Consider the following 18,068-nt stretch of genomic DNA (forward strand, 5'->3'; position numbering starts at 1 on the left):
AGGAGAGGCCCCGGCCGTCGCGCGGACGGGCCGCGCGGCGGCCCGTACTCTCTTCAGCGCCGTGAGTGCGTTTTCTGTCACACCCCGGCCGCGCTCCGGCCTCACCCGGCGCTCACCCTGCGCACATCCGAACCCGGTCACGAGTTAGTTGCATCTTCTACAGACATGGACGAGGAGCGGTTTCACGCCGTAACGTGCCATTCGCGCCGACCGAAGACTGGCGTAAAGGGAGTGCGGTGCTGGGGGACGACGCGGAGCTGACCGCCGCGGTGTGTGCGGCACAGAACGGAGACGAGACCGCGTTCCGTTCGGTGTACCGCGCGGTGCATCCGCGGCTGCTGGGATACGTACGGACACTGGTCGGCGATCCCGATGCCGAGGACGTGGCCTCCGAGGCCTGGCTGCAGATAGCCCGGGACCTCGACCGGTTCAGCGGTGACGCCGACCGCTTCCGCGGCTGGGCCGCCCGGATCGCCCGCAACCGCGCCCTGGACCACATACGGATGCGCGGCCGCCGCCCCGCGATAGGCGGCGACGAGACGGAACTGACCGGCCGCGCCGCCGAGTCCGACACCGCGGGCGAGGCCCTCGAGGCACTCGCCACCGACAGCACCCTCTCCCTCATCGCACGACTCCCGCAGGACCAGGCCGAGGCGGTCGTCCTGCGTGTGGTGGTCGGCCTCGACGCCAAGACCGCGGCCGAGGCGCTCGGCAAACGCGCGGGCGCGGTGCGCACCGCCGCGCACCGCGGCCTCAAGCGGCTCGCGGAACTGCTCGGCGACGATCCGGAATCGGCGGGCGTGCTCGACGCGCTGCCACCTCAGCGAGAACCGCGCCGGAGCGCGGTGACGTCCGCAACTGTGACGCATACGCGAGCGCGGACGCAGAAGGACATGTGATGGCCGACGAGCAGTACAAGTGGCTGAACCGTGAGACGGCGGAACGTCTGCTGAGCGGTGAGTCGCTGGAAGCCGTCGACGCCTCCGCTCGTGACCAGGCCGAACGTCTGTCCAAGGCGCTCGGCGCGCTGTCCGCGGAGACCGGCGCCGCCACCGGTGAACTCCCGGGCGAGCAGGCCGCCCTGGCCGCGTTCCGCAAGGCCCGCGAGAGCGCGGCGGCCGAGCGTACCGCCGCCGCCGTCGCGGGTGACGCCCCCGGCCGGCGCTCCGGGACCGGCGCGCACTCCTCCGACGTGGGCCTCGTCCGCATCGGCGCCCCGGGCCGTAGCGGAATGCCGGCCCGGCGCCCCCGCTGGGGCCGCCCGGTGCGGCTCGCCCTCGCCGCCGTGATGGCCGTGGGCACCCTGGGCGGGGTCGCCATGGCCGCCGGCACCGGGGTGCTGCCCACCCCGTTCGGCGACGACGGTCCCGGTCCCGCGGCCTCCGTCACCCCCGGTGTCCCCGGCCGTTCGCTCGCCTCGCCCTCCCCGCAGGCCACCTCGGGCCCCGGTACGCCCAGTGGGGGCACCGGCAGCGATCGCGGCGACGCCTCGGACCGGGCCTCCGGACCGGACACCCGCAGCGGCACGAGCGCGCCCCCCGGCTCCGGGAGCCCCTCCGCCCCCGTGAGCCGCTGGAGCGGTCTCGTCTCGGCCTGCCGTGACATCCGCGACGGCAAGGACCTGGACGCCGGCCGCAGGCGCGCGCTGGAGAACCTGGCGGGCGGCTCCGCGCGCGTGACCGGGTACTGCAAGGTCTTCCTGTCCGTCGGTGACCACGACTCCGGCTCCGGCGCGTCCGGCGGTGGCGACGACGGCGCCGGCCAGGGTCAGGGCCGGGGGAACGGCGACGGCAAGGGCGGCCACGGCAAGGGCGACGGGAACGGCAACGGCCAGGGCGGCGACGACGAGAGCCACCCCGGCCGGGGGCACGGCAGGGGCGGTGGCGACGGCCGGGGCCGGCACCACCGTGGTGTGCTGCCCGCACCCTCCACGTGGGTCCCGCAGCACCGCGGCGGCCCCGGCAGGACCTCCCCGGCTCCGGCGCCGAGCCCGACGTACACCGCGCTCTGATCCGGCGTACCCCGTCTGACCTGGGAATTTGTAATCCGCGAAAATTTTTTCGCGAAGGGTGTGACGTTTCCGGGGCCCCTGACGCAGTACTGAGTGAGCCGACTGGTCATCGGCCGTCGCACTGAGCCGGGGTTCCCCCCGTACCCACGGCTCGTGCACCTGGCGCGGGCGGGACACGTTCCCCCGGTCCCGCCCGCGCCCCGCTCACCAGTACACGACGACCTTGTCGCCCCTCCGCACCTGCGCGAACAGCCGGGCGACGGCCGTCTCGTCCCGGACGTTCACGCAGCCGTGCGAGCCGCCCGCGTACCCCCGCGCCGCGAAGTCGTACGAGTAGTGCACCGCCTCGCCGCCGCTGAAGAACATCGCGTAGGGCATCGGCGAGTGGTAGAGGGTCGAGACGTGGTTCCGCGACTTCCAGTAGACGCGGAACACGCCCTCGCGGGTGGGGGAGTACTGCGTGCCGAAGCGCACGGCCATCACCGACACGGTCCGCCCGTCCACCATCCAGCGCAGCGTCCGGCTGGTCTTGCTGATGCACAGCACCCGCCCGGTCAGACAGCGCGGGTCGGGCGCGGCGGCGGGCTGACCGCCCATCAGGTACAGCTCCCACCAGCCCGGCGGACGGGTCATCGCCAGCAGCCGCCGCCAGGTCACGGTGTCCGTCTCACCGGTCGGGGGCAGCCCGCGCCTGCCCTGGAAGCCCCTGACGGCCTGTTCGGTCAGATCGTCGTACGACCCCGTCGGCCCGTCGAAGAGCCAGTCCACCTGGCGCAGCCGCGCCTGCAGCTCCCGCACGCCCGTCCCGCTGTCGCCGCGCGACCACAGCACGGGCGCGGCGGGGGCGGCCGACGGCCACTGGGCCGTTCGGGTGGGTGTGCCGCCGGGGCCGGATGCCGGATCTCCCGAGAGCCGGACCCGCACCGGCGGCCGGGATCCGCCCCCGGGGTCCGTGGGCTGCACGGTGCAGCCGCAGAGGGCCGCGAGGGCGGCGGCCGAGGCGAGTACGGCGGCGGGTCTGCCCGGGATCCTCATGCCCGGGATGATTCCCGGCGTGACCGCCGCCGAACTACGGGGCATGGTGAGGGGTAGCAAGCCGTACTGCGGAGGCATCCATGGCGCGTGAGTCGGAGTCGGGACTGCCGATCGAGCCGGTCTACGGGCCGCGGGATCTGGAGGGCTGGGACCCGGCCGGAAAACTGGGGGAGCCGGGGTCGTACCCCTTCACCCGGGGCGTGTACCCCTCGATGTACACCGGCCGTCCCTGGACGATGCGCCAGTACGCGGGCTTCGGCACGGCGGTGGAGTCCAACGCCCGCTACCGCCGGCTGATCGCGCACGGGACGACGGGCCTGTCGGTGGCCTTCGACCTGCCCACCCAGATGGGCCACGACTCCGACGCGCCCCTCGCCCACGGCGAGGTCGGCAAGGTCGGCGTGGCGATCGACTCGGTCGAGGACATGCGGGTGCTGTTCGACGGCATCCCGCTGGGCGAGGTGTCGACGTCGATGACGATCAACGCGCCCGCCGCGCTGCTGCTGCTCCTGTACCAGCTGGTGGCGGAGGAGCAGGGCGTGCCGGCGGACCGGCTGACGGGCACGATCCAGAACGACGTGCTGAAGGAGTACATCGCGCGCGGGACGTACATCTTCCCGCCGAAGCCGTCCCTGCGGCTGACGGCGGACATCTTCAAGTACTGCACGGCCGAGATCCCGAGGTGGAACACGATCTCGATCTCCGGCTACCACATGGCCGAGGCCGGTGCCTCGCCCGCGCAGGAGATCGCCTTCACCCTCGCCGACGGGATCGAGTACGTGCGCACGGCGGTCGCGGCCGGCATGGCCGTGGACGACTTCGCCCCGCGCCTGTCCTTCTTCTTCGTCGCCCGTACGACGCTGCTGGAGGAGGTCGCCAAGTTCCGTGCGGCGCGCCGGATCTGGGCGCGGGTGATGCGGGAGGAGTTCGGCGCGCGCGACCCCAAGTCGCTGATGCTGCGGTTCCACACGCAGACGGCCGGGGTCCAGCTGACGGCCCAGCAGCCCGAGGTGAACCTGGTCCGGGTGGCCGTGCAGGCCCTGGGGGCTGTCCTGGGCGGCACGCAGTCCCTGCACACCAACTCCTTCGACGAGGCGATCGCGCTGCCCACCGACAAGTCCGCGCGCCTGGCGCTGCGCACCCAGCAGGTTCTGGCGTACGAGACGGACGTCACGGCGACGGTGGACCCCTTCGCGGGCTCCTACGCGGTGGAGCGGCTCACCGACGACGTGGAGGAGGCCGCGCTGGATCTGATGCGCAGGGTCGAGGACCTCGGCGGCGCGGTCGCGGCGATCGAGCGGGGCTTCCAGAAGGCCGAGATCGAACGCAACGCCTACCGCATCGCGCAGGAGACCGACTCGGGCGAGCGGGTGGTGGTCGGCGTCAACCGCTTCCAGCTGGACGAGGAGGAGCCCTACGAGCCCCTGCGTGTGGACCCCGCCATCGAGGCCCGGCAGGCGGAGCGGCTGGCCGCGCTGCGCGCCGAGCGGGACGGGGGCGCGGTGGACGCGGCGCTGGACGCGCTGCGGAAGGCGGCGCAGGGGGAGGACAACGCCCTGTACCCGATGAAGGAGGCGCTGCGGGCCCGGGCGACGGTGGGCGAGGTGTGCAACGCGCTGCGGGAGGTCTGGGGGAACTACGTGCCCTCGGACGTGTTCTGAGCGCCCCGGCCGCCGCGCCGACCCCCGTCGGCGAGGAGGAGTGACCCGCCCCGCACCGGAGTGTCGTACCCCCGTGCGACACTCCTTGCCATGTTCGGCGTCATCGACCTCCCCACCTATCTCGCGGGCCTGACCCTGATCGTCCTGCTGCCCGGCCCCAACTCCCTCTACGTCCTGTCCGTCGCCGCCCGGCGCGGGGTACGGGCGGGCTACACGGCGGCCGCCGGCGTGTGGTGCGGCGACACGGTCCTCATGACGCTGTCCGCGGCCGGGGTCGCCTCCCTGCTGAAGGCCAACGCGGTGCTGTTCGGGATCGTGAAGTACGCCGGTGCCGGATATCTGACCTGGCTGGCGATCGGCATGATGCGGGCCGCCTGGCAGATGTGGCGGACGCGGCGGGAGCAGACCGCGCAGGAGGCCGCGCCCGCCGCGGTCACCGAGGAGCGGCCCTTCCGCAGGGCGTTCGTCGTCAGCCTCTTCAACCCCAAGGCGATCCTGTTCTTCGTCGCCTTCTTCGTGCAGTTCGTGTCAGAGTCCAACCCGGCCGTGGGCTTCGTGACTCTGGGCGTACTCGCCCAGTTTGCAAGCGTGTTGTACCTGTCTGCGCTCATCTTCGGCGGGTCTCGTCTGGCTGCTGCGTTCCGTCGTCGGAGGAGGCTCAGCGCAGGGGCTACCTCGGCCGCCGGAGTGCTCTTCCTGGGCTTCGCCGTCAAGCTGTCTCTGGCAAGCGTGTAGGGGGCTGGCATGTCTCACCTTGACGATGCTGCGGCCGTGTTCGCCCGCATGAGTCCCCAGGAGCAGCAGCGGGCACTCCCTGACTTCCGAGCTGGGCACCTTGGGGCGCGACCGGCGTATCACCGAGTTGAAGGCCGAGATCGGCAGCCTGACGGCATCACGAGAGGGGATGGCATGACGACCGAGGGCGCGCGATTCTTTCGCGAGGCGTGGATCGCTGGAGTGCGGAAGCACTTCCCTGGTGAGCCCAAGTCGAGCTACGTAACTCCGTGGGAAGAGACGCATGAATGGGAGCGTGAGGCTGCGGGCGCCGTGTATGAGCAGGTTCGCCATTTTCTCAAACTGAGCGCCGGGCATGCCTCCCGCCTGTCCCGCGAGCAGAAGGGACGGTTCGTCGCGACGTGTTGGACGGCGCAGATGTTCAAGCACTTCAATGACCCGAAGCCGGGGTATGTAGCCGATTGGCCCGACCTGCCGGACTGGCAGAAGGAAACCGACTCAGGCATCTTTGAGGCCATTGAGAACAGTCTGAATTGACGCACTACCGATTCGCGCTCACAAACTACCCGGCTGTGAGTCGGAGTTGAAAAGGCCTCGGCGGGGCTGCCATTCGCCCTGGGTAGCGGCGGCGCCGCAAGCGCCTGTCGGCGACGGCCACTTCGGCGGCGGGTGCGCTGTTCCTCGGGTTCGCCGTGAAGCTGTCGCTGGCCGCCTCGTAGTGCCGGGCCGGAGGCCGACCCCGGCCAGGTAGGCCCCGAGCCCCTCCGGGGTCCCGCCCGCCCAGCCGACGTACCCGTCCGGGCGGACCAGGAAGACGCCCGGGCCGTAGGAACGCGGGGCGGCGGGCGGCACGCGGACGCCCGCGGGGGCGGCCGTCGCGCCCCGCAGCGTCCACCCCGGAGCTGGAGGCGGACCTGCGGCTGCTGACGGGCGCCGGCCTGACCCTCGCCCAGGCGGTCGACGCGGGCCGCACCGCGAACGCGTACACCATCGGCTTCGTCACCGAGGAGCAGGGCATGCAGCCCCTCCCGGAGCGGCACCGGGAGGGGCTGGACATCGGGGAACGCGCCCGGCGCATGGCCGACTCCCCGCTCGCGGCGGCGGCGAGCTGTTCTTCGACGACTACGACCGCCAGTTCGAGGAGGGTCTCGCGGTCGTCGTCGCGGGCATCGGGGCGCGCTGCGGACTCGGCTGAGCCCCGGCCCGCGGGGGCACCCGCGCCGACGGGACGGCCAGAACGGACACGCTCGATGAGCAGCCGCCTGCCGTGAACGGTCAGCCGGGCATTACGGTGGGACACGAAGACCTCCGTGCGGTGCAGTCCTAGACAGCTCCACCACACCGGAGGTCTTCGCCATGATCAAGCCCGACAGGCGTTAACAACGCTCGTGATCAATACACCTAGCGCCTGGACGCGCGGGCGTTGCGGATCGCGCGGGTGACGACCGGCGGGAGCAGGTCGACGGCGACCCGGCGGGCGCGGGCGGCGCCCCGGCGCGGCGCGGGACGGGCCGGTGACGGTGTGGGGGCGGACACCTGGACCGTGACCTCCAGGGGCGCCGCCACGGGCTCCTCGGGGGCCTTCGCGTGCTTGGAGAGCGGGAACTCCGGAGCCTGCATGCCCTTCGACTTCAGCCGGATGATCCGGTGCCCGGCCGCCTCCTGGACGCTGAGGTGGCAGTCGGACCGCTCCCGCGCCATCTCCAGCAGCTCCTCCTGGACCGGCCCGGGGTCGTCCCAGGTGCCGTACAGCTTCTGCGTGCTCAGGCAGACCGGGTGCAGGCCGCGGTTGAGCACGGCCTCCCAGGTGGCTATGGAGACCCCGGGCGTGTGCTCGGAGCGGAAGTCGTCCAGGACGACGATGCCGTCCGGCAGCAGCAGATCGTGCGCGGCGCCTATGTCGCCGTGCACGTGCTCGTACAGGTGCGAGGCGTCGATGTGCACGAACCGGCAGGAGCGCGGCTCGACCTCGGCGGGCACCACCGAGCTGGGACCCTGCAGCACACGGGGCAGCTCGTCGTGGAAGGAGAGGTAGTTCCCCTCGAACACGCGCCGGGTCAGCGCGCCGTACGATTTGGTCGACTCCGCACGGTTGGCGTCGTCCGGGGCGTCGCCCTCGAACAGGTCGCACACGGTGTACTTCTCACCGGGCTGCTGGTGCCGGCCGAGGAAGATGGCGCTCTTGCCCATGTAGACGCCGACCTCGAGCAGATCACCCCGCGTCCCCGCGGTCTCCTGGCGGTTCAGGAACCAGTCGAAGAGCACCTGGTCGAGCACCGGGAACCAGCCGGGCACGTCGTCGAGACGGCGGGGCGGTCGCTTCGTTTCCTGGATCGTGGCCATACGGGGTGGGTACTCCCTCGGTGCGGCGACAGTCTGTGGGATCCCTGCGGGGTGTCTGTGGGACACGGGTGGCAAGGGCTCCACGGTGCCTGCCCGAGGGGCCGGTTCAAAACCCAATACGAGGTGAACGGCTGTCCAACTTCCGCTCCTTCAGGGCCTTCTTCAGCCGTGGGCCGAGCGGCCGCTCCACGAACCGGTGGATCAGCCAGGCCAGCAGCAGCATGCTCAGGACGGTCAGGCCGAGCGTCGGCCACGGCGGCAGCCCGAGCCCCCGGTGCAGCAGCCGGATGCCGAACCAGCCCAGGTGCTCGTGGATCAGGTAGAAGGGGTACGTCAGCGCGCCGGCCGTCGTCAGCCAGGGCCACGACGCCCGGCTCGTCCACCCCAGCGCCACCGCGGCCACCGCGGCGAAGGCGAGCGTGACGACGAGCACGACGACACGCGGGTCGCGGTGGAAGTCCCCGTGCGCGCCCGCGTGCCACAGCCCGCGCGTGGTCCCGCTCTGCCCGAGCAGCCAGGACATCGCGACGATGCCCCAGAGCAGCAGGTCGCTGCCGAAGCGGTGGATCAGGTACAGGGCGAGACCGCCGACGAAGAAGGGCGCGTACTCGGGCATGAGCACCTGGTCGGCCGGCGCGCCGCCGGACGTGCGGCACACCACCGCCGCCAGCGTCCACACGCAGCAGAACAGCACGACCCGGCGGTAGGTGACGCCCCGCATGACGACGAACAGGGCGAACAGCGCGTAGAAGCGCACCTCGACCCAGAGCGTCCAGCACACGCCGAGCACCCGGGTGGCGCCCATCGGCTGCTGCAGCATCGTCAGGTTGACCAGGAACTCGTCCAGGCGGACCGGGTGGACGACGACGGGCAGGGCGAGGGCCGCCGCGGTGACCAGCACCAGGGCGACCCAGTAGGCCGGGTACAGCCGGGCGACCCGGGAGCGGAAGAAGTCGCCCGGGGTGCGGCCCCAACTGCTCATGCAGATCACGAAACCGCTGATGACGAAGAAGAACTGCACGCCCAGACACCCGTAGGTGGCCACCCGGGACAGCGCCGGGAAGACATGGGCCGGTGTCCGGTGCCAGGACGTGGAGACCGTGCCCCCGCGTCCGGCGTAGTGGTAGAGGCAGACCATCAGGGCGGCGACGAGCCGCAGACCGTCCAGGGCGAGCAGACGGCTCCGGCGCCCGCCGGAGGCGGGGGACGCGGGGGCCGTCCCGGCGGCGGGGGGGCACGGGAACGGCGTCGAGGGCGGGGGGTGGGGCAACCATGGTGTTCGGCACCTGCCCGAACGACCGGCGCTCAACCCGGTTGATTATGTGAAAGTCCATGAAATGTCCCCGTAGTTGCGTCGACGTCTGGGTGAACGGGACGGAACGGACCCGGTGGGGGGTCCGTCCCCGTCAGTTCTTCGCCGACCTGCGCAGGCTGCGCGCCTTCTTCGCCACCCTGCGCACCGTCGCGTTGCGCGGGATGAACGCCAGCTGGGCGGGGACCCCGCCGGGCAGCGCGAGGGACGTCAGACGCCTGCGCTTGAAGTAGCGGGAGGTCCCCCGGTCGAGGTTCTTCGCGAGCCAGCCCTCGGCCTCCGCGCGCAGCCCCGGCAGGATCTTCGGCTGCATCGCGAAGCCCACCGTGCGCACCAGCGCGCCCAGCGCCTCCACCGCCATGCCCCGGCGCTGCGCCGTGACCGCGTCACGGTCGCCCAGCTCGGGCAGCAGGGCGTCCACGACGGTGACCGGCACCCGGTTGCTGTTCTCGTACGGCGTCAGCCGCTCCAGCAGCACTTCGGTGCCCACCCGGGCGACGGGGAGGCCGTAGAGCGCGGAGGCGGTGAGCAGGGCCGTGGAGAAGCAGCCGACGACCAGCGCGGGGCGCATCCGCTGGTACAGCACCTCGGCGAGGACGGGCGTGTCGAGGACGGTCAGCTCGGCGCCGAGCCGCTCCGCCTCCTGCTCCAGCGAGCGGGTGAAGCGGGCCGGCGCGGAGGGGTGCGGCTTGAACACCACGCGGGTGTGGCCGAGGGCGACCGCGCCCTTCAGCATCCGCACGTGCAGGTCCTCCTCCTGCTCGGCGGTGAGGATCTCCAGCGCCGACAGGTACTGGCCGAGCAGCAGCGCGGGCTCCTCGACGTCCGGCAGCTCGTCGGCGACCGGCGCGAGTTCGGCGAGCACCTTGGTGAAGGCGGGGGTCGGCACGATCTCGCCGGGCACGCCGAACTCGGTGAGCAGCAGCGGTTCGAGGCCCGGCACCAGGTCCAGGTGGAGCACGCGGTCCACGCGGGTGCCGACCAGCGGGTCGATCTTGTTCCGGGTCGGGCCGTAGCTCATCAGGCCGTCGGCGTAGACCGTGACCGGGGCGCCGTTGAAGATCTGCCCGAGCGCCAGGGACGGGTTCACCTGGATCGACTCGACGGCCAGCTCGACGTCCTCGTCGCCGAGCTGCCACTCGTGGCGCAGGAAGCGTTCCCACAGCGGCATGTCGTCCACGCGGGGCGCCCAGCCGCCCGGGTGGAACGGGGAGATCGTCTCGTTGTACGAGATCACGTCGTCGAACCGGTCGCGCAGCTTCTCGAAGCCGGGCGTCTCGTCCAGGCCCGGGGTGGTCTCGGGGGTGGGCGCGTTGTTGCAGACCAGCAGGATCCGCCGGTCGGCCGGGCGGAAGCAGCCGGAGTCCAGGGCGGCGGCGAGCGTGGCCGTGCCGTACAGCGTCGACGCCTGGAAGATCTGGGTGGTCACGCGGCGGCTCCCGCGGGGGCGGGACGGCGGCGCAGCCGGCGCAGCTTGGTGGCGCGCTGCAGGTCCATGGAGTCCAGCGCGTCGTCCAGCACGTCCTGCGGCATGCGGCGCAGTGCCGCCGCACTCAGGGATTTCAGTTTCTTCGCCACCGCGGGCTCGAACCTTTCGATGGATCCCAGATGATGGGAAATGATGGCGCAATAGGTGCGGACGGCCTTTGGCAGCAGTTCGGCCGCGTCCGGGTCACCGGCGGTTTCCGAGACGACCTGATCGAAGGCGCGAATGAAATCGAGCTGCCGCACGTCACCGATCTGGGTGAGCGAGGAGGCGACCCCACGACGGTAGAACACGCCCAGCAGGCTCACCGCGGCGAAGGATTCCGCCTCCCGGTGCAGCTTCCAGATCCACGGCCGGTCCTCGGCCGTGCGCAGCCCGTCGGTGAAGTGCAGCAGACCCTTGTCCACCAGCCGGCGGTGGTAGATCCCCGCCCAGGCGTACGCGTAGTCCACGGAGGTGGACCGGTCGGCGGGCAGGATCGCCGCGCGCGGGTCCATCACCACGTTCCGCCGCCCGACCGGCACCCGGTGCACGGTGCGCGCCCGCGCGGTGCACTGCACATGGTCGGTGCGCAGGAAGTCGCAGCCCAGCTCGTCCATGGCGGCGACCAGCTGCGGGAAGTACCCGGGGGCGAGCCAGTCGTCGCCGTCCAGGAAGGTCAGGTACTCGCCGCGCGCGCGGTCGATGCCGGTGTTGCGCGCGGTCGCCAGCCCTCCGTTCTGCTCGTGCCGGACGTGGACCGCCCCCGGCAGCTCGCGCTCCGCGCGCGCGAGAATCTCTGGCGTCCCGTCGCGGGAACAGTCGTCGACGAGAATGAATTCGAAGTCCTCACGCGCGTTCGCCTTCAGACTCCTGAGGGTGTCGGGCGCGTATTGCTGCACGTTGTAGAACGGCACGATGACGGAGAGCTTGACCACGCGAGGGACGTTAGGCCGAAGCCCGTCATTCGTCTTGACGCCTTGCTTGATACTGGGTGAACGACGCGTGGCGAAGCTGTGAACCGGGCTTTTTCCCCGTGCGATCACGGCCCGATTCGCCATTCGGCGATGTGCTGTTAACCGTTTGTTGCGTTCGGGTTGGGCGGAACCTCGAAATGGCTTCCTAGCGTCTTCGGCGTGCCAACAAGTGCAACGAAGTCCCTGCGGGTCGCCGTCCTGGCGGACTCCGACACCCGGTGGAAGTGGGGCGCGCTCACCGCGCAGCGTCTCACTCCGGCGGATGCCGAGGTCCGGCTCGACGGCTACCTCCTGCGGGGACGCGCCACCCCGACCGCCCGCCAGCTCCGGGAAGTCGGCGTCCGGGCGGACTCCCTCAACGAGGTCACCGGCGTCGAGTTCCTGCGCGCGATGGGCGAGGCCACCGAAGAACCCTACGACCTGCTCGTCCTCGCGCTGGTCGGCGGCGGTGTGCAGGCGATGCTGCACGGGCTCCGCAACGTCTGGGGCTCCGGCAGGCGTCCCGTCGTCGTCACCGGATACGTCGGTGTCGTCTACGAGAAGCTCGCCGACGGGCTGCTGCTGCGGCACGGCGCGGACCTGGTCCTCGCCAACTCCCGCCACGACGCGGACCGGTTCCGGGCCGTGTACGAGGGCGTGGGCGCCGACGCCTCCTCGGTCACCGAGGTCGCGCTGCCCTTCCTCGGCGGGGCGCCGTACGCCGGTGAACACGACCCGTACACCGTGGTGTTCGCCGCCCAGCCGTCCGTCCCGGAGAGCCGCAAGGACCGTACGTACCTGCTGGACCGGCTCGTCGAGCACGCCCGCAGGCACCCCGGGCGCGAGGTGCTGCTGAAGCTGCGTTCCAAGCCCGGCGAACACACCACCCACATCGAGGAACTGCCGTACCAGAAGCTGGCGCAGGGCAGGGAACTGCCCGCCAACTTCCGTCTGGTGTACGGGCACATGGGCGAGGTGCTCGACCGTACCGACCTGCTGGTCACGGTCAGCTCCACCGCCGCCCTGGAGGCCCTGCACCGCCGTGTCCCCACGGTCGTCCTGACCGACCTCGGGGTGCGCGAGGCGCTCGGCAACCACCACTTCACCGGCTCCGGGTGCCTCGCCTCCTGGGACCAGCTCGACGCCGGCCACCGTCCGGTGCCGGACGAGGAGTGGGTGGCCCGCCAGGGCGTGGCCGCCGGCGGCGGCGCGTACGAGGGCGCCTTCGACACGGCCCGCGGACGCATCGCCGAGCTGCTGGCCCGGCCGGGCGGCCTGCCGCCCCTGAACCCCTACTACACCCCCGAGACCGCGCCCGGCTATCTGCCCGGCATCCTCGCCCGTCACCACCTCGGCCCCGACGGCGCTCCGCTGCCCGGCGCGCCCGCCGCCGACAAGGCACCCGGACCGGTGCGCCAGATCGTGCGCCGGGTCGCCCGCGGCGCCTACCGCCACGGCGTCCAGCGGGTGGCCCCGGTGATCCGGCGGATGGGGGAGCTGTGACCTCTCTGCAAGGAGTAGACCCCATGTCCAACCCGGAAGCGGGCCAGGGCGCGTCGGTGCCCCGGGTGCTCGCGGTGATCCCCGCGCGCGGCGGCTCCAAGGGCGTACCGGCGAAGAACCTCGCCCCCGTCGGCGGTGTCCCGCTGGTGGCGCGGGCGGTGCGCGAGTGCCGCGCGACCCGGCTCGTCACCGATGTCGTCGTCTCCACCGACGACCAGGCCATCGCCGCCGCCGCGCGGCAGGCCGGCGCCGAGGTCGTGCTGCGCCCGGCCGCCATCGCCGGCGACACGGCCACCTCCGAGGCCGCGGTCCTGCACGCCATGGACGCCCACGAGGCGCTGCACGGAGCGGCCGTCGACGCGGTGCTCCTCGTGCAGTGCACCAGCCCCTTCCTCGTCCGCGAGGACGTCGACGGGGTGGCGGCGGCCGTCGTCGAGGACGGCGCCGACACCGCCGTGACCGTCGCCCCCTTCCACGGCTTCGTGTGGCGGGACGGCGAGCACGCCACCGACGGTTCGGACGGCGGCTTCGGCGTCAACCACGACAAGTCCTTCCGCCCCCGCCGCCAGGACCGCCCCCAGGACCTGCTGGAGACCGGCGCCGCCTACGCGATGGACGCGGCGGGCTTCCGCAAGCACCAGCACCGCTTCTTCGGCCGTACCGAGCTGGTGCGCACCGACCCGGCGCGCGTGCTGGAGATCGACGATCCGCACGACCTCGCGCGGGCCCGGGCCCTCGCCCCCCTGTTCGACGCGGACCGCCCCGGTTCGCTGCCGACCGCCGACGACATCGACGCGGTCGTACTGGACTTCGACGGCACCCAGACCGACGACCGGGTGCTGATCGACTCCGAGGGACGGGAGTTCGTCTCCGTGCACCGCGGGGACGGTCTCGGCATCGCGGCGCTGCGCAGGAGCGGCCTGAAGATGCTGATCCTGTCCACGGAACAGAACCCGGTGGTCGCCGCCCGCGCCCGGAAGCTGAAGCTCCCGGTGCTGCACGGCATCGACCGCAAGGACCTCGCCCTCAAGCAGTGGTGCGAGGAGCAGGGCATCGCGCCGGAGCGCGTGCTCTACGTCGGCAACGACGTCAACGACCTCCCGTGCTTCGCCCTCGTCGGCTGGCCCGTGGCGGTCGCGAGCGCCCATGACGTCGTACGCGGCGCCGCACGCGCGGTCACCACCGTCCCCGGCGGTGACGGCGCGATCCGAGAGATCGCCAGCTGGATCCTCGGCCCCTCTCTCGACTCCCTCCCCAAGTAAGGAAATCTCCCCCATGAGCAGCAACTCCCGCATCCGTACGTTCGGTTCGCGCGAGGTCGGCCCCGGCCGCCCCGTCTACATCTGCGGCGAGATCGGCATCAACCACAACGGTGAGCTGGAGAACGCGTTCAAGCTGATCGACGTGGCCGCCGAGGCCGGCTGCGACGCGGTCAAGTTCCAGAAGCGCACCCCGGAGATCTGCACCCCCCGCGACCAGTGGGACATCGAGCGCGACACCCCCTGGGGCCGGATGACCTACATCGACTACCGCCACCGCGTGGAGTTCGGTGAGGACGAGTACCGCCAGATCGACGAGTACTGCAAGGAGAAGGGGATCGACTGGTTCGCCTCCCCGTGGGACACCGAGGCCGTCGCCTTCCTGGAGAAGCTCGACGTCCCCGCCCACAAGGTGGCCTCCGCCTCCCTGACCGACGACGAGCTGCTGCGCGCCCTGCGCGCCACCGGCCGCTCGGTCATCCTCTCCACCGGCATGTCCACCCCGAAGCAGATCCGCCACGCGGTCGAGGTCCTCGGCTCGGACAACATCCTCATGTGCCACGCCACCTCCACCTACCCGGCGAAGGCCGAGGAGCTGAACCTCCGCGTGATCAACACGCTGGAGAAGGAGTACCCGAACGTCCCGATCGGCTACTCCGGCCACGAGACCGGTCTGCAGACCACCCTCGCCGCGGTCGCGCTCGGGGCGACCTTCGTCGAGCGCCACATCACCCTCGACCGCGCCATGTGGGGCTCCGACCAGGCCGCCTCCGTGGAGCCGCAGGGCCTCACGCGCCTCGTCCGCGACATCCGCACCATCGAGGCCTCCCTCGGTGACGGCGTCAAGAAGGTCTACGACTCCGAGATGGGCCCGATGAAGAAGCTGCGCCGGGTCGCGGGCGTCGTCGCCGAGGCGGAGATCGCGGCGGCCGCGGGCGAGCCCGTCGCGGTCTGACCCCGGCCTCCTGATCCCCTTACGACGGGACGGTCGTACCCCGATGAGCCCCCGCGCCGGTCGAGCCGGCCACCCTCCCCGCACGCTCGCCTTCGTGGAGAGCCCGGTCCAGCTGCTGAACGTGCTGGAGTGGGCCCACCTGCACGGACTGCGCGGCGCCGAGCCGGACCCGCTGCCGTCCGTGCCCGCGCAGGTGCGGCGGACGGTGGCCGGCGACACGCCACCGGCCGGCGCGGACCTCACGGTCGTCGTCCTCGCCCCGACCGACCCCATGACCCGGGGCCAGCTGCGCCGCATGGCGGACCTGGCACGGGACGAGGGGTACCGGGTGCGCTGGGAGGAGGCGCGGGGCGGCACCACCGCGCCCTTCGCCACCATCGGCGGTCTGGCGGGCTCGCTGCGCCGGGCCGACCGCATCGTCATGGGAGACCCGTTCTCCCGCTATGTGCAGCTGCTGCTGACCATCACCAGCGCGAAGGACCTGGTCGTGGTCGACGACGGCACGGCGACGATGGAGTTCGTCGCCCAGCTCGCCCGCGGCGAGCGCCTGGTGCGCTGGCACCGCAAGGGCGGCCGGCCCGGGCCCCGGGACCTGCTGTTCGCCCCGGTGTCCTCCTCGGCCCGCCGCAGGCTGACGCCGAACGCGCACCGCCGGGTGGAGGTCTTCTCCTCCATGCCGGTGACGGAGACCCCGGAGGGCGTCACCGTCACCGCCAACGACTTCTCCTGGACCCGGGCCCGCTTCGGGCCCCCGCGCATCACCAAGGGCGCGGACATGGTGGGCACCTCCCTGGTCGAGACCGGGGTGGTGGACGGCGACCGCTATCTGGAGGCAGTCCGCAACCTGGCCAAGACGCACGGGGCGACCCGCTACTTCGCGCACCGCCGGGAGAGCGCGGAGAAGCTGCACCGGCTGGCCGCGGAGACGGGACTGGAGATCGTCCGCCCGGACCTCCCCCTGGAGCTGATCGCCCGCCGGGGGCCCATCGGCCGCACCGTGCTCAGCTTCCCGTCGACGGTCGTCCACACCCTGCCGCTGGCCCTGGTGGGCACCGGCGTGCGCGTGGCGGTCTGCGACATCGACCCCAGCTGGCTGACGGAGAACGCGTCCCCGCGCGCCCAGGGGTTTCTGTCCGGTGTCACGGGCACGGCTCGGGACGTGCACCGCCTGGCCGCGGTGAGCTTCGCCTGAGAACCGCCCGGGGGCACTCCGCAGCCGGCCCAATTCCCGGCGGGGGAAGGGCTTTTCGGCGCTCCTGAGCCTGCGCCGGCGGCTCTGCCGTGAGCAGAGACCGTCGCGCCCCACGCCGTGCGGACGGCAGGATCGGCGCATGGAGACAGTCTTCGTTCTGGTGCACAGCCCGTCCGTGGGCCCCTCGACCTGGCTGCCCGTGGCCGGGCTCCTCCGGGCGGCGGGACACGAGGCGCTGGTGCCGTCACTGCTGGACGTCGGCGCCGGCGGGCCGCCCTTCTGGCCCCGTGCCGTGAGCGCCGTCCGCGACGCCCTGCGGGAGCTCCCGGCCGGGCGGCCCGTCACCCTGGTGGCGCACAGCAACGCGGGGCTCTTCCTGCCGGTGGTCCGCGCGGGACTCGACCGGCCGGTGAACGCCTCCGTCTTCGTCGACGCCGCCCTGCCGGCCCGGGCGGGCGCCACCCCCGTCGCCCCTCCCGAGCTGCTGGACCTCCTCAGGCCGAAGGCCGTGAACGGCAGGCTCCCGCGCTGGACCGACTGGTGGGACGAGGCGGACGTCGCCCCCATGTTCTCCGACCCGGAGGTACGCCGGACCGTCGTCGCGGAGCAGCCCCGGCTGCCCCTGTCCTACTACGAGCAGCGGATCCCCGTCCCGGACGGCTGGCAGGACCACCCCTGCTCCTATCTGCTGTTCGGCCCCCCGTACGAGGAATGTGCCGCCGAGGCGCGCGCACGCGGCTGGCGCGTGGCGCACCTGCCCGGCGCGCACCTCCACCAGATCGTCGATCCCGCGGGCACGGCCCGGCACCTCGCCGAACTCGCCGCCGCCCCCCTGACCCCCTAGGGCCTCCTGGCCAGCACGAACGCCCGTGGCCGCGTCTCCTCCTCGGCCGGCTGCCGGAACAGGGTCGCCACCAGTTCCAGCCCGGCCCCGGTCAGCAGCTCCGTGACCTGTTCGGGCGTACGCCAGTAGTAGTCGAGGGTGATCTCGTGGCCGAAGCGCTCCGCCAGACGGAGCTGGCCCGGGCCGGTCCCGGACTGGAAGGCCAGCAGGACATGGCCGCCGGGGACCAGGGTGCGGTGGAACTCGGCGAACGCGGCCGGCAGGTGGGCGTCGGGGACGTGGATGGTGGAGTAGAGGGCGAGGATGCCGCCCAGCGTCGCGTCGGGCAGGTCCAGGGCGGTCATCGAGCCGACGTGGAAGCGCAGTTGCGGATGCGCCTCACGGGCCAGGGCGACCATGGTGGGGGAGAGGTCCACGCCGAAGGCCGGGACGCCGTGCCCGTGCAGGAGTGCGGTGACGTGGCCGGGGCCGCTGCCCAGGTCGGCGACGGGGGCCGTGCCGTTCGCCGTGACCAGGTCGGCGAAGGTGGTGATCAGGGTGCGGTCCAGGGGATGACGCAGACCGGTCGGGTGCTGGGCCGTGTAGTCCTTGGCGATCACGTCGTAGGAGGTGCGGGTCGTCTGGAGGAAGTCCTCGGGCGGGTCGGTCACGACTGCGGACCCTAGCCGGACCCGGGCCGCGCCGGGGTCCGGTTCGTGGACATGACGAGCGTGACTCAGGTAAGCCGTGGTAAGGGTGGAAGGAGGAAACAAAGGTTTTACCCATCAGTGTCCGCCGCCATGCGTCCGCCGGTCAGA

The 18,068-nt window shown here is 72.2% G+C and carries 16 protein-coding genes and 1 pseudogene; 11 read left to right on the forward strand and 6 right to left on the reverse strand.

Features of this window, described 5'->3' with window-relative positions; all coding sequences use genetic code 11:
* Nucleotides 1-236: 236 nt before the first annotated feature.
* Entirely contained in the window at nucleotides 237-899 is a 663-nt protein-coding gene (locus tag ACZ7FF_RS14655) for an RNA polymerase sigma factor (protein ID WP_470812444.1), read from the forward strand.
* Nucleotides 899-2,011, forward strand: a complete 1,113-nt coding sequence (locus ACZ7FF_RS14660) for a hypothetical protein (RefSeq protein ID WP_470812446.1) — start codon at nucleotides 899-901, stop codon at nucleotides 2,009-2,011. The genes ACZ7FF_RS14655 and ACZ7FF_RS14660 overlap by 1 nt, the downstream gene beginning before the upstream one ends.
* A 204-nt stretch (nucleotides 2,012-2,215) precedes the next feature.
* On the opposite strand, the gene ACZ7FF_RS14665 is transcribed toward ACZ7FF_RS14660, so the two are convergent.
* Complete coding sequence (locus ACZ7FF_RS14665) at nucleotides 2,216-3,046, reverse strand: L,D-transpeptidase family protein (RefSeq protein ID WP_470812448.1); 831 nt, start codon at nucleotides 3,044-3,046, stop codon at nucleotides 2,216-2,218.
* A gap of 80 nt (nucleotides 3,047-3,126) precedes the next feature.
* Here ACZ7FF_RS14665 and ACZ7FF_RS14670 point away from each other — a divergent pair, with 80 nt between their 5' ends.
* From ACZ7FF_RS14670 to ACZ7FF_RS14685, 4 genes and pseudogenes are all read left to right on the forward strand, one after another.
* Nucleotides 3,127-4,707 (forward strand): acyl-CoA mutase large subunit family protein, encoded by a 1,581-nt coding sequence (locus ACZ7FF_RS14670; protein ID WP_470812450.1) that lies wholly within the window; start codon nucleotides 3,127-3,129, stop codon nucleotides 4,705-4,707.
* Nucleotides 4,708-4,797: 90 nt separating this feature from the next.
* Complete coding sequence (gene leuE, locus ACZ7FF_RS14675) at nucleotides 4,798-5,442, forward strand: leucine efflux protein LeuE (RefSeq protein WP_470812452.1); 645 nt, start codon at nucleotides 4,798-4,800, stop codon at nucleotides 5,440-5,442.
* A 174-nt stretch (nucleotides 5,443-5,616) separates the two neighbouring features.
* Entirely contained in the window at nucleotides 5,617-5,979 is a 363-nt protein-coding gene (locus tag ACZ7FF_RS14680; protein WP_470812454.1) for a hypothetical protein, read from the forward strand.
* Between the two features lie 362 nt (nucleotides 5,980-6,341).
* Nucleotides 6,342-6,637: pseudogene (locus ACZ7FF_RS14685) on the forward strand (TetR/AcrR family transcriptional regulator C-terminal domain-containing protein); the annotation flags it as partial.
* A 206-nt stretch (nucleotides 6,638-6,843) separates the two neighbouring features.
* Here the strand turns inward: ACZ7FF_RS14685 and ACZ7FF_RS14690 are convergent.
* The 4 genes from ACZ7FF_RS14690 to ACZ7FF_RS14705 form a co-directional block, all read right to left on the reverse strand.
* Entirely contained in the window at nucleotides 6,844-7,785 is a 942-nt protein-coding gene (locus ACZ7FF_RS14690) for a class I SAM-dependent methyltransferase (RefSeq protein ID WP_470812456.1), read from the reverse strand.
* 106 nt (nucleotides 7,786-7,891) lie between these two features.
* Nucleotides 7,892-9,055 carry an acyltransferase family protein gene (locus ACZ7FF_RS14695; protein WP_470812458.1) on the reverse strand — a complete coding sequence of 388 codons (1,164 nt, stop codon included), beginning with the start codon at nucleotides 9,053-9,055 and terminating at the stop codon, nucleotides 7,892-7,894.
* 136 nt (nucleotides 9,056-9,191) lie between these two features.
* Nucleotides 9,192-10,526, reverse strand: a complete 1,335-nt coding sequence (locus ACZ7FF_RS14700; RefSeq protein ID WP_470812460.1) for an alpha-2,8-polysialyltransferase family protein — start codon at nucleotides 10,524-10,526, stop codon at nucleotides 9,192-9,194.
* Entirely contained in the window at nucleotides 10,523-11,500 is a 978-nt protein-coding gene (locus tag ACZ7FF_RS14705; RefSeq protein WP_470812762.1) for a glycosyltransferase family 2 protein, read from the reverse strand. The genes ACZ7FF_RS14700 and ACZ7FF_RS14705 overlap by 4 nt, the downstream gene beginning before the upstream one ends.
* A gap of 198 nt (nucleotides 11,501-11,698) precedes the next feature.
* Between ACZ7FF_RS14705 and ACZ7FF_RS14710 the strand changes: the two genes are divergently transcribed.
* The 5 genes from ACZ7FF_RS14710 (at nucleotide 11,699) to ACZ7FF_RS14730 (ending at nucleotide 17,271) form a co-directional block, all read left to right on the forward strand.
* The gene (locus ACZ7FF_RS14710) at nucleotides 11,699-13,021 is read left to right on the forward strand and encodes a DUF6716 putative glycosyltransferase (RefSeq protein ID WP_470812461.1); all 1,323 of its coding nucleotides are present in this window, start codon (nucleotides 11,699-11,701) and stop codon (nucleotides 13,019-13,021) included.
* Nucleotides 13,022-13,044: 23 nt separating this feature from the next.
* Nucleotides 13,045-14,283: a cytidylyltransferase domain-containing protein gene (locus ACZ7FF_RS14715; protein ID WP_470812463.1), complete on the forward strand. Its 1,239-nt coding sequence runs from the start codon at nucleotides 13,045-13,047 to the stop codon at nucleotides 14,281-14,283.
* Nucleotides 14,284-14,296: 13 nt separating this feature from the next.
* Nucleotides 14,297-15,235: an N-acetylneuraminate synthase family protein gene (locus ACZ7FF_RS14720; RefSeq protein ID WP_470812465.1), complete on the forward strand. Its 939-nt coding sequence runs from the start codon at nucleotides 14,297-14,299 to the stop codon at nucleotides 15,233-15,235.
* A gap of 43 nt (nucleotides 15,236-15,278) precedes the next feature.
* Nucleotides 15,279-16,427 carry a hypothetical protein gene (locus ACZ7FF_RS14725; RefSeq protein ID WP_470812467.1) on the forward strand — a complete coding sequence of 383 codons (1,149 nt, stop codon included), beginning with the start codon at nucleotides 15,279-15,281 and terminating at the stop codon, nucleotides 16,425-16,427.
* A 139-nt stretch (nucleotides 16,428-16,566) separates the two neighbouring features.
* On the forward strand, nucleotides 16,567-17,271 hold the full coding sequence (locus ACZ7FF_RS14730; RefSeq protein WP_470812469.1) for an alpha/beta hydrolase family protein: 705 nt from the start codon (nucleotides 16,567-16,569) through the stop codon (nucleotides 17,269-17,271).
* On the opposite strand, the gene ACZ7FF_RS14735 is transcribed toward ACZ7FF_RS14730, so the two are convergent.
* Nucleotides 17,268-17,921 (reverse strand): class I SAM-dependent methyltransferase, encoded by a 654-nt coding sequence (locus tag ACZ7FF_RS14735; protein WP_470812471.1) that lies wholly within the window; start codon nucleotides 17,919-17,921, stop codon nucleotides 17,268-17,270. The genes ACZ7FF_RS14730 and ACZ7FF_RS14735 overlap by 4 nt on opposite strands.
* Between the last annotated feature and the right edge of the window lie 147 nt (nucleotides 17,922-18,068).

This window comes from Streptomyces sp. NPDC037126 (assembly GCF_055605965.1).

Coding starts and splice junctions, on each gene's coding strand:
- leuE (WP_470812452.1), top strand. CDS start 4,798: ATGTTCGGCGTCATCGACCTCCCCACCTATCTCGCGGGCCTGACCCTG.
- ACZ7FF_RS14690 (WP_470812456.1), bottom strand. CDS start 7,785: ATGGCCACGATCCAGGAAACGAAGCGACCGCCCCGCCGTCTCGACGAC.
- ACZ7FF_RS14680 (WP_470812454.1), top strand. CDS start 5,617: ATGACGACCGAGGGCGCGCGATTCTTTCGCGAGGCGTGGATCGCTGGA.
- ACZ7FF_RS14725 (WP_470812467.1), top strand. CDS start 15,279: ATGAGCCCCCGCGCCGGTCGAGCCGGCCACCCTCCCCGCACGCTCGCC.
- ACZ7FF_RS14720 (WP_470812465.1), top strand. CDS start 14,297: ATGAGCAGCAACTCCCGCATCCGTACGTTCGGTTCGCGCGAGGTCGGC.
- ACZ7FF_RS14730 (WP_470812469.1), top strand. CDS start 16,567: ATGGAGACAGTCTTCGTTCTGGTGCACAGCCCGTCCGTGGGCCCCTCG.
- ACZ7FF_RS14715 (WP_470812463.1), top strand. CDS start 13,045: ATGTCCAACCCGGAAGCGGGCCAGGGCGCGTCGGTGCCCCGGGTGCTC.
- ACZ7FF_RS14665 (WP_470812448.1), bottom strand. CDS start 3,046: ATGAGGATCCCGGGCAGACCCGCCGCCGTACTCGCCTCGGCCGCCGCC.
- ACZ7FF_RS14670 (WP_470812450.1), top strand. CDS start 3,127: ATGGCGCGTGAGTCGGAGTCGGGACTGCCGATCGAGCCGGTCTACGGG.
- ACZ7FF_RS14660 (WP_470812446.1), top strand. CDS start 899: ATGGCCGACGAGCAGTACAAGTGGCTGAACCGTGAGACGGCGGAACGT.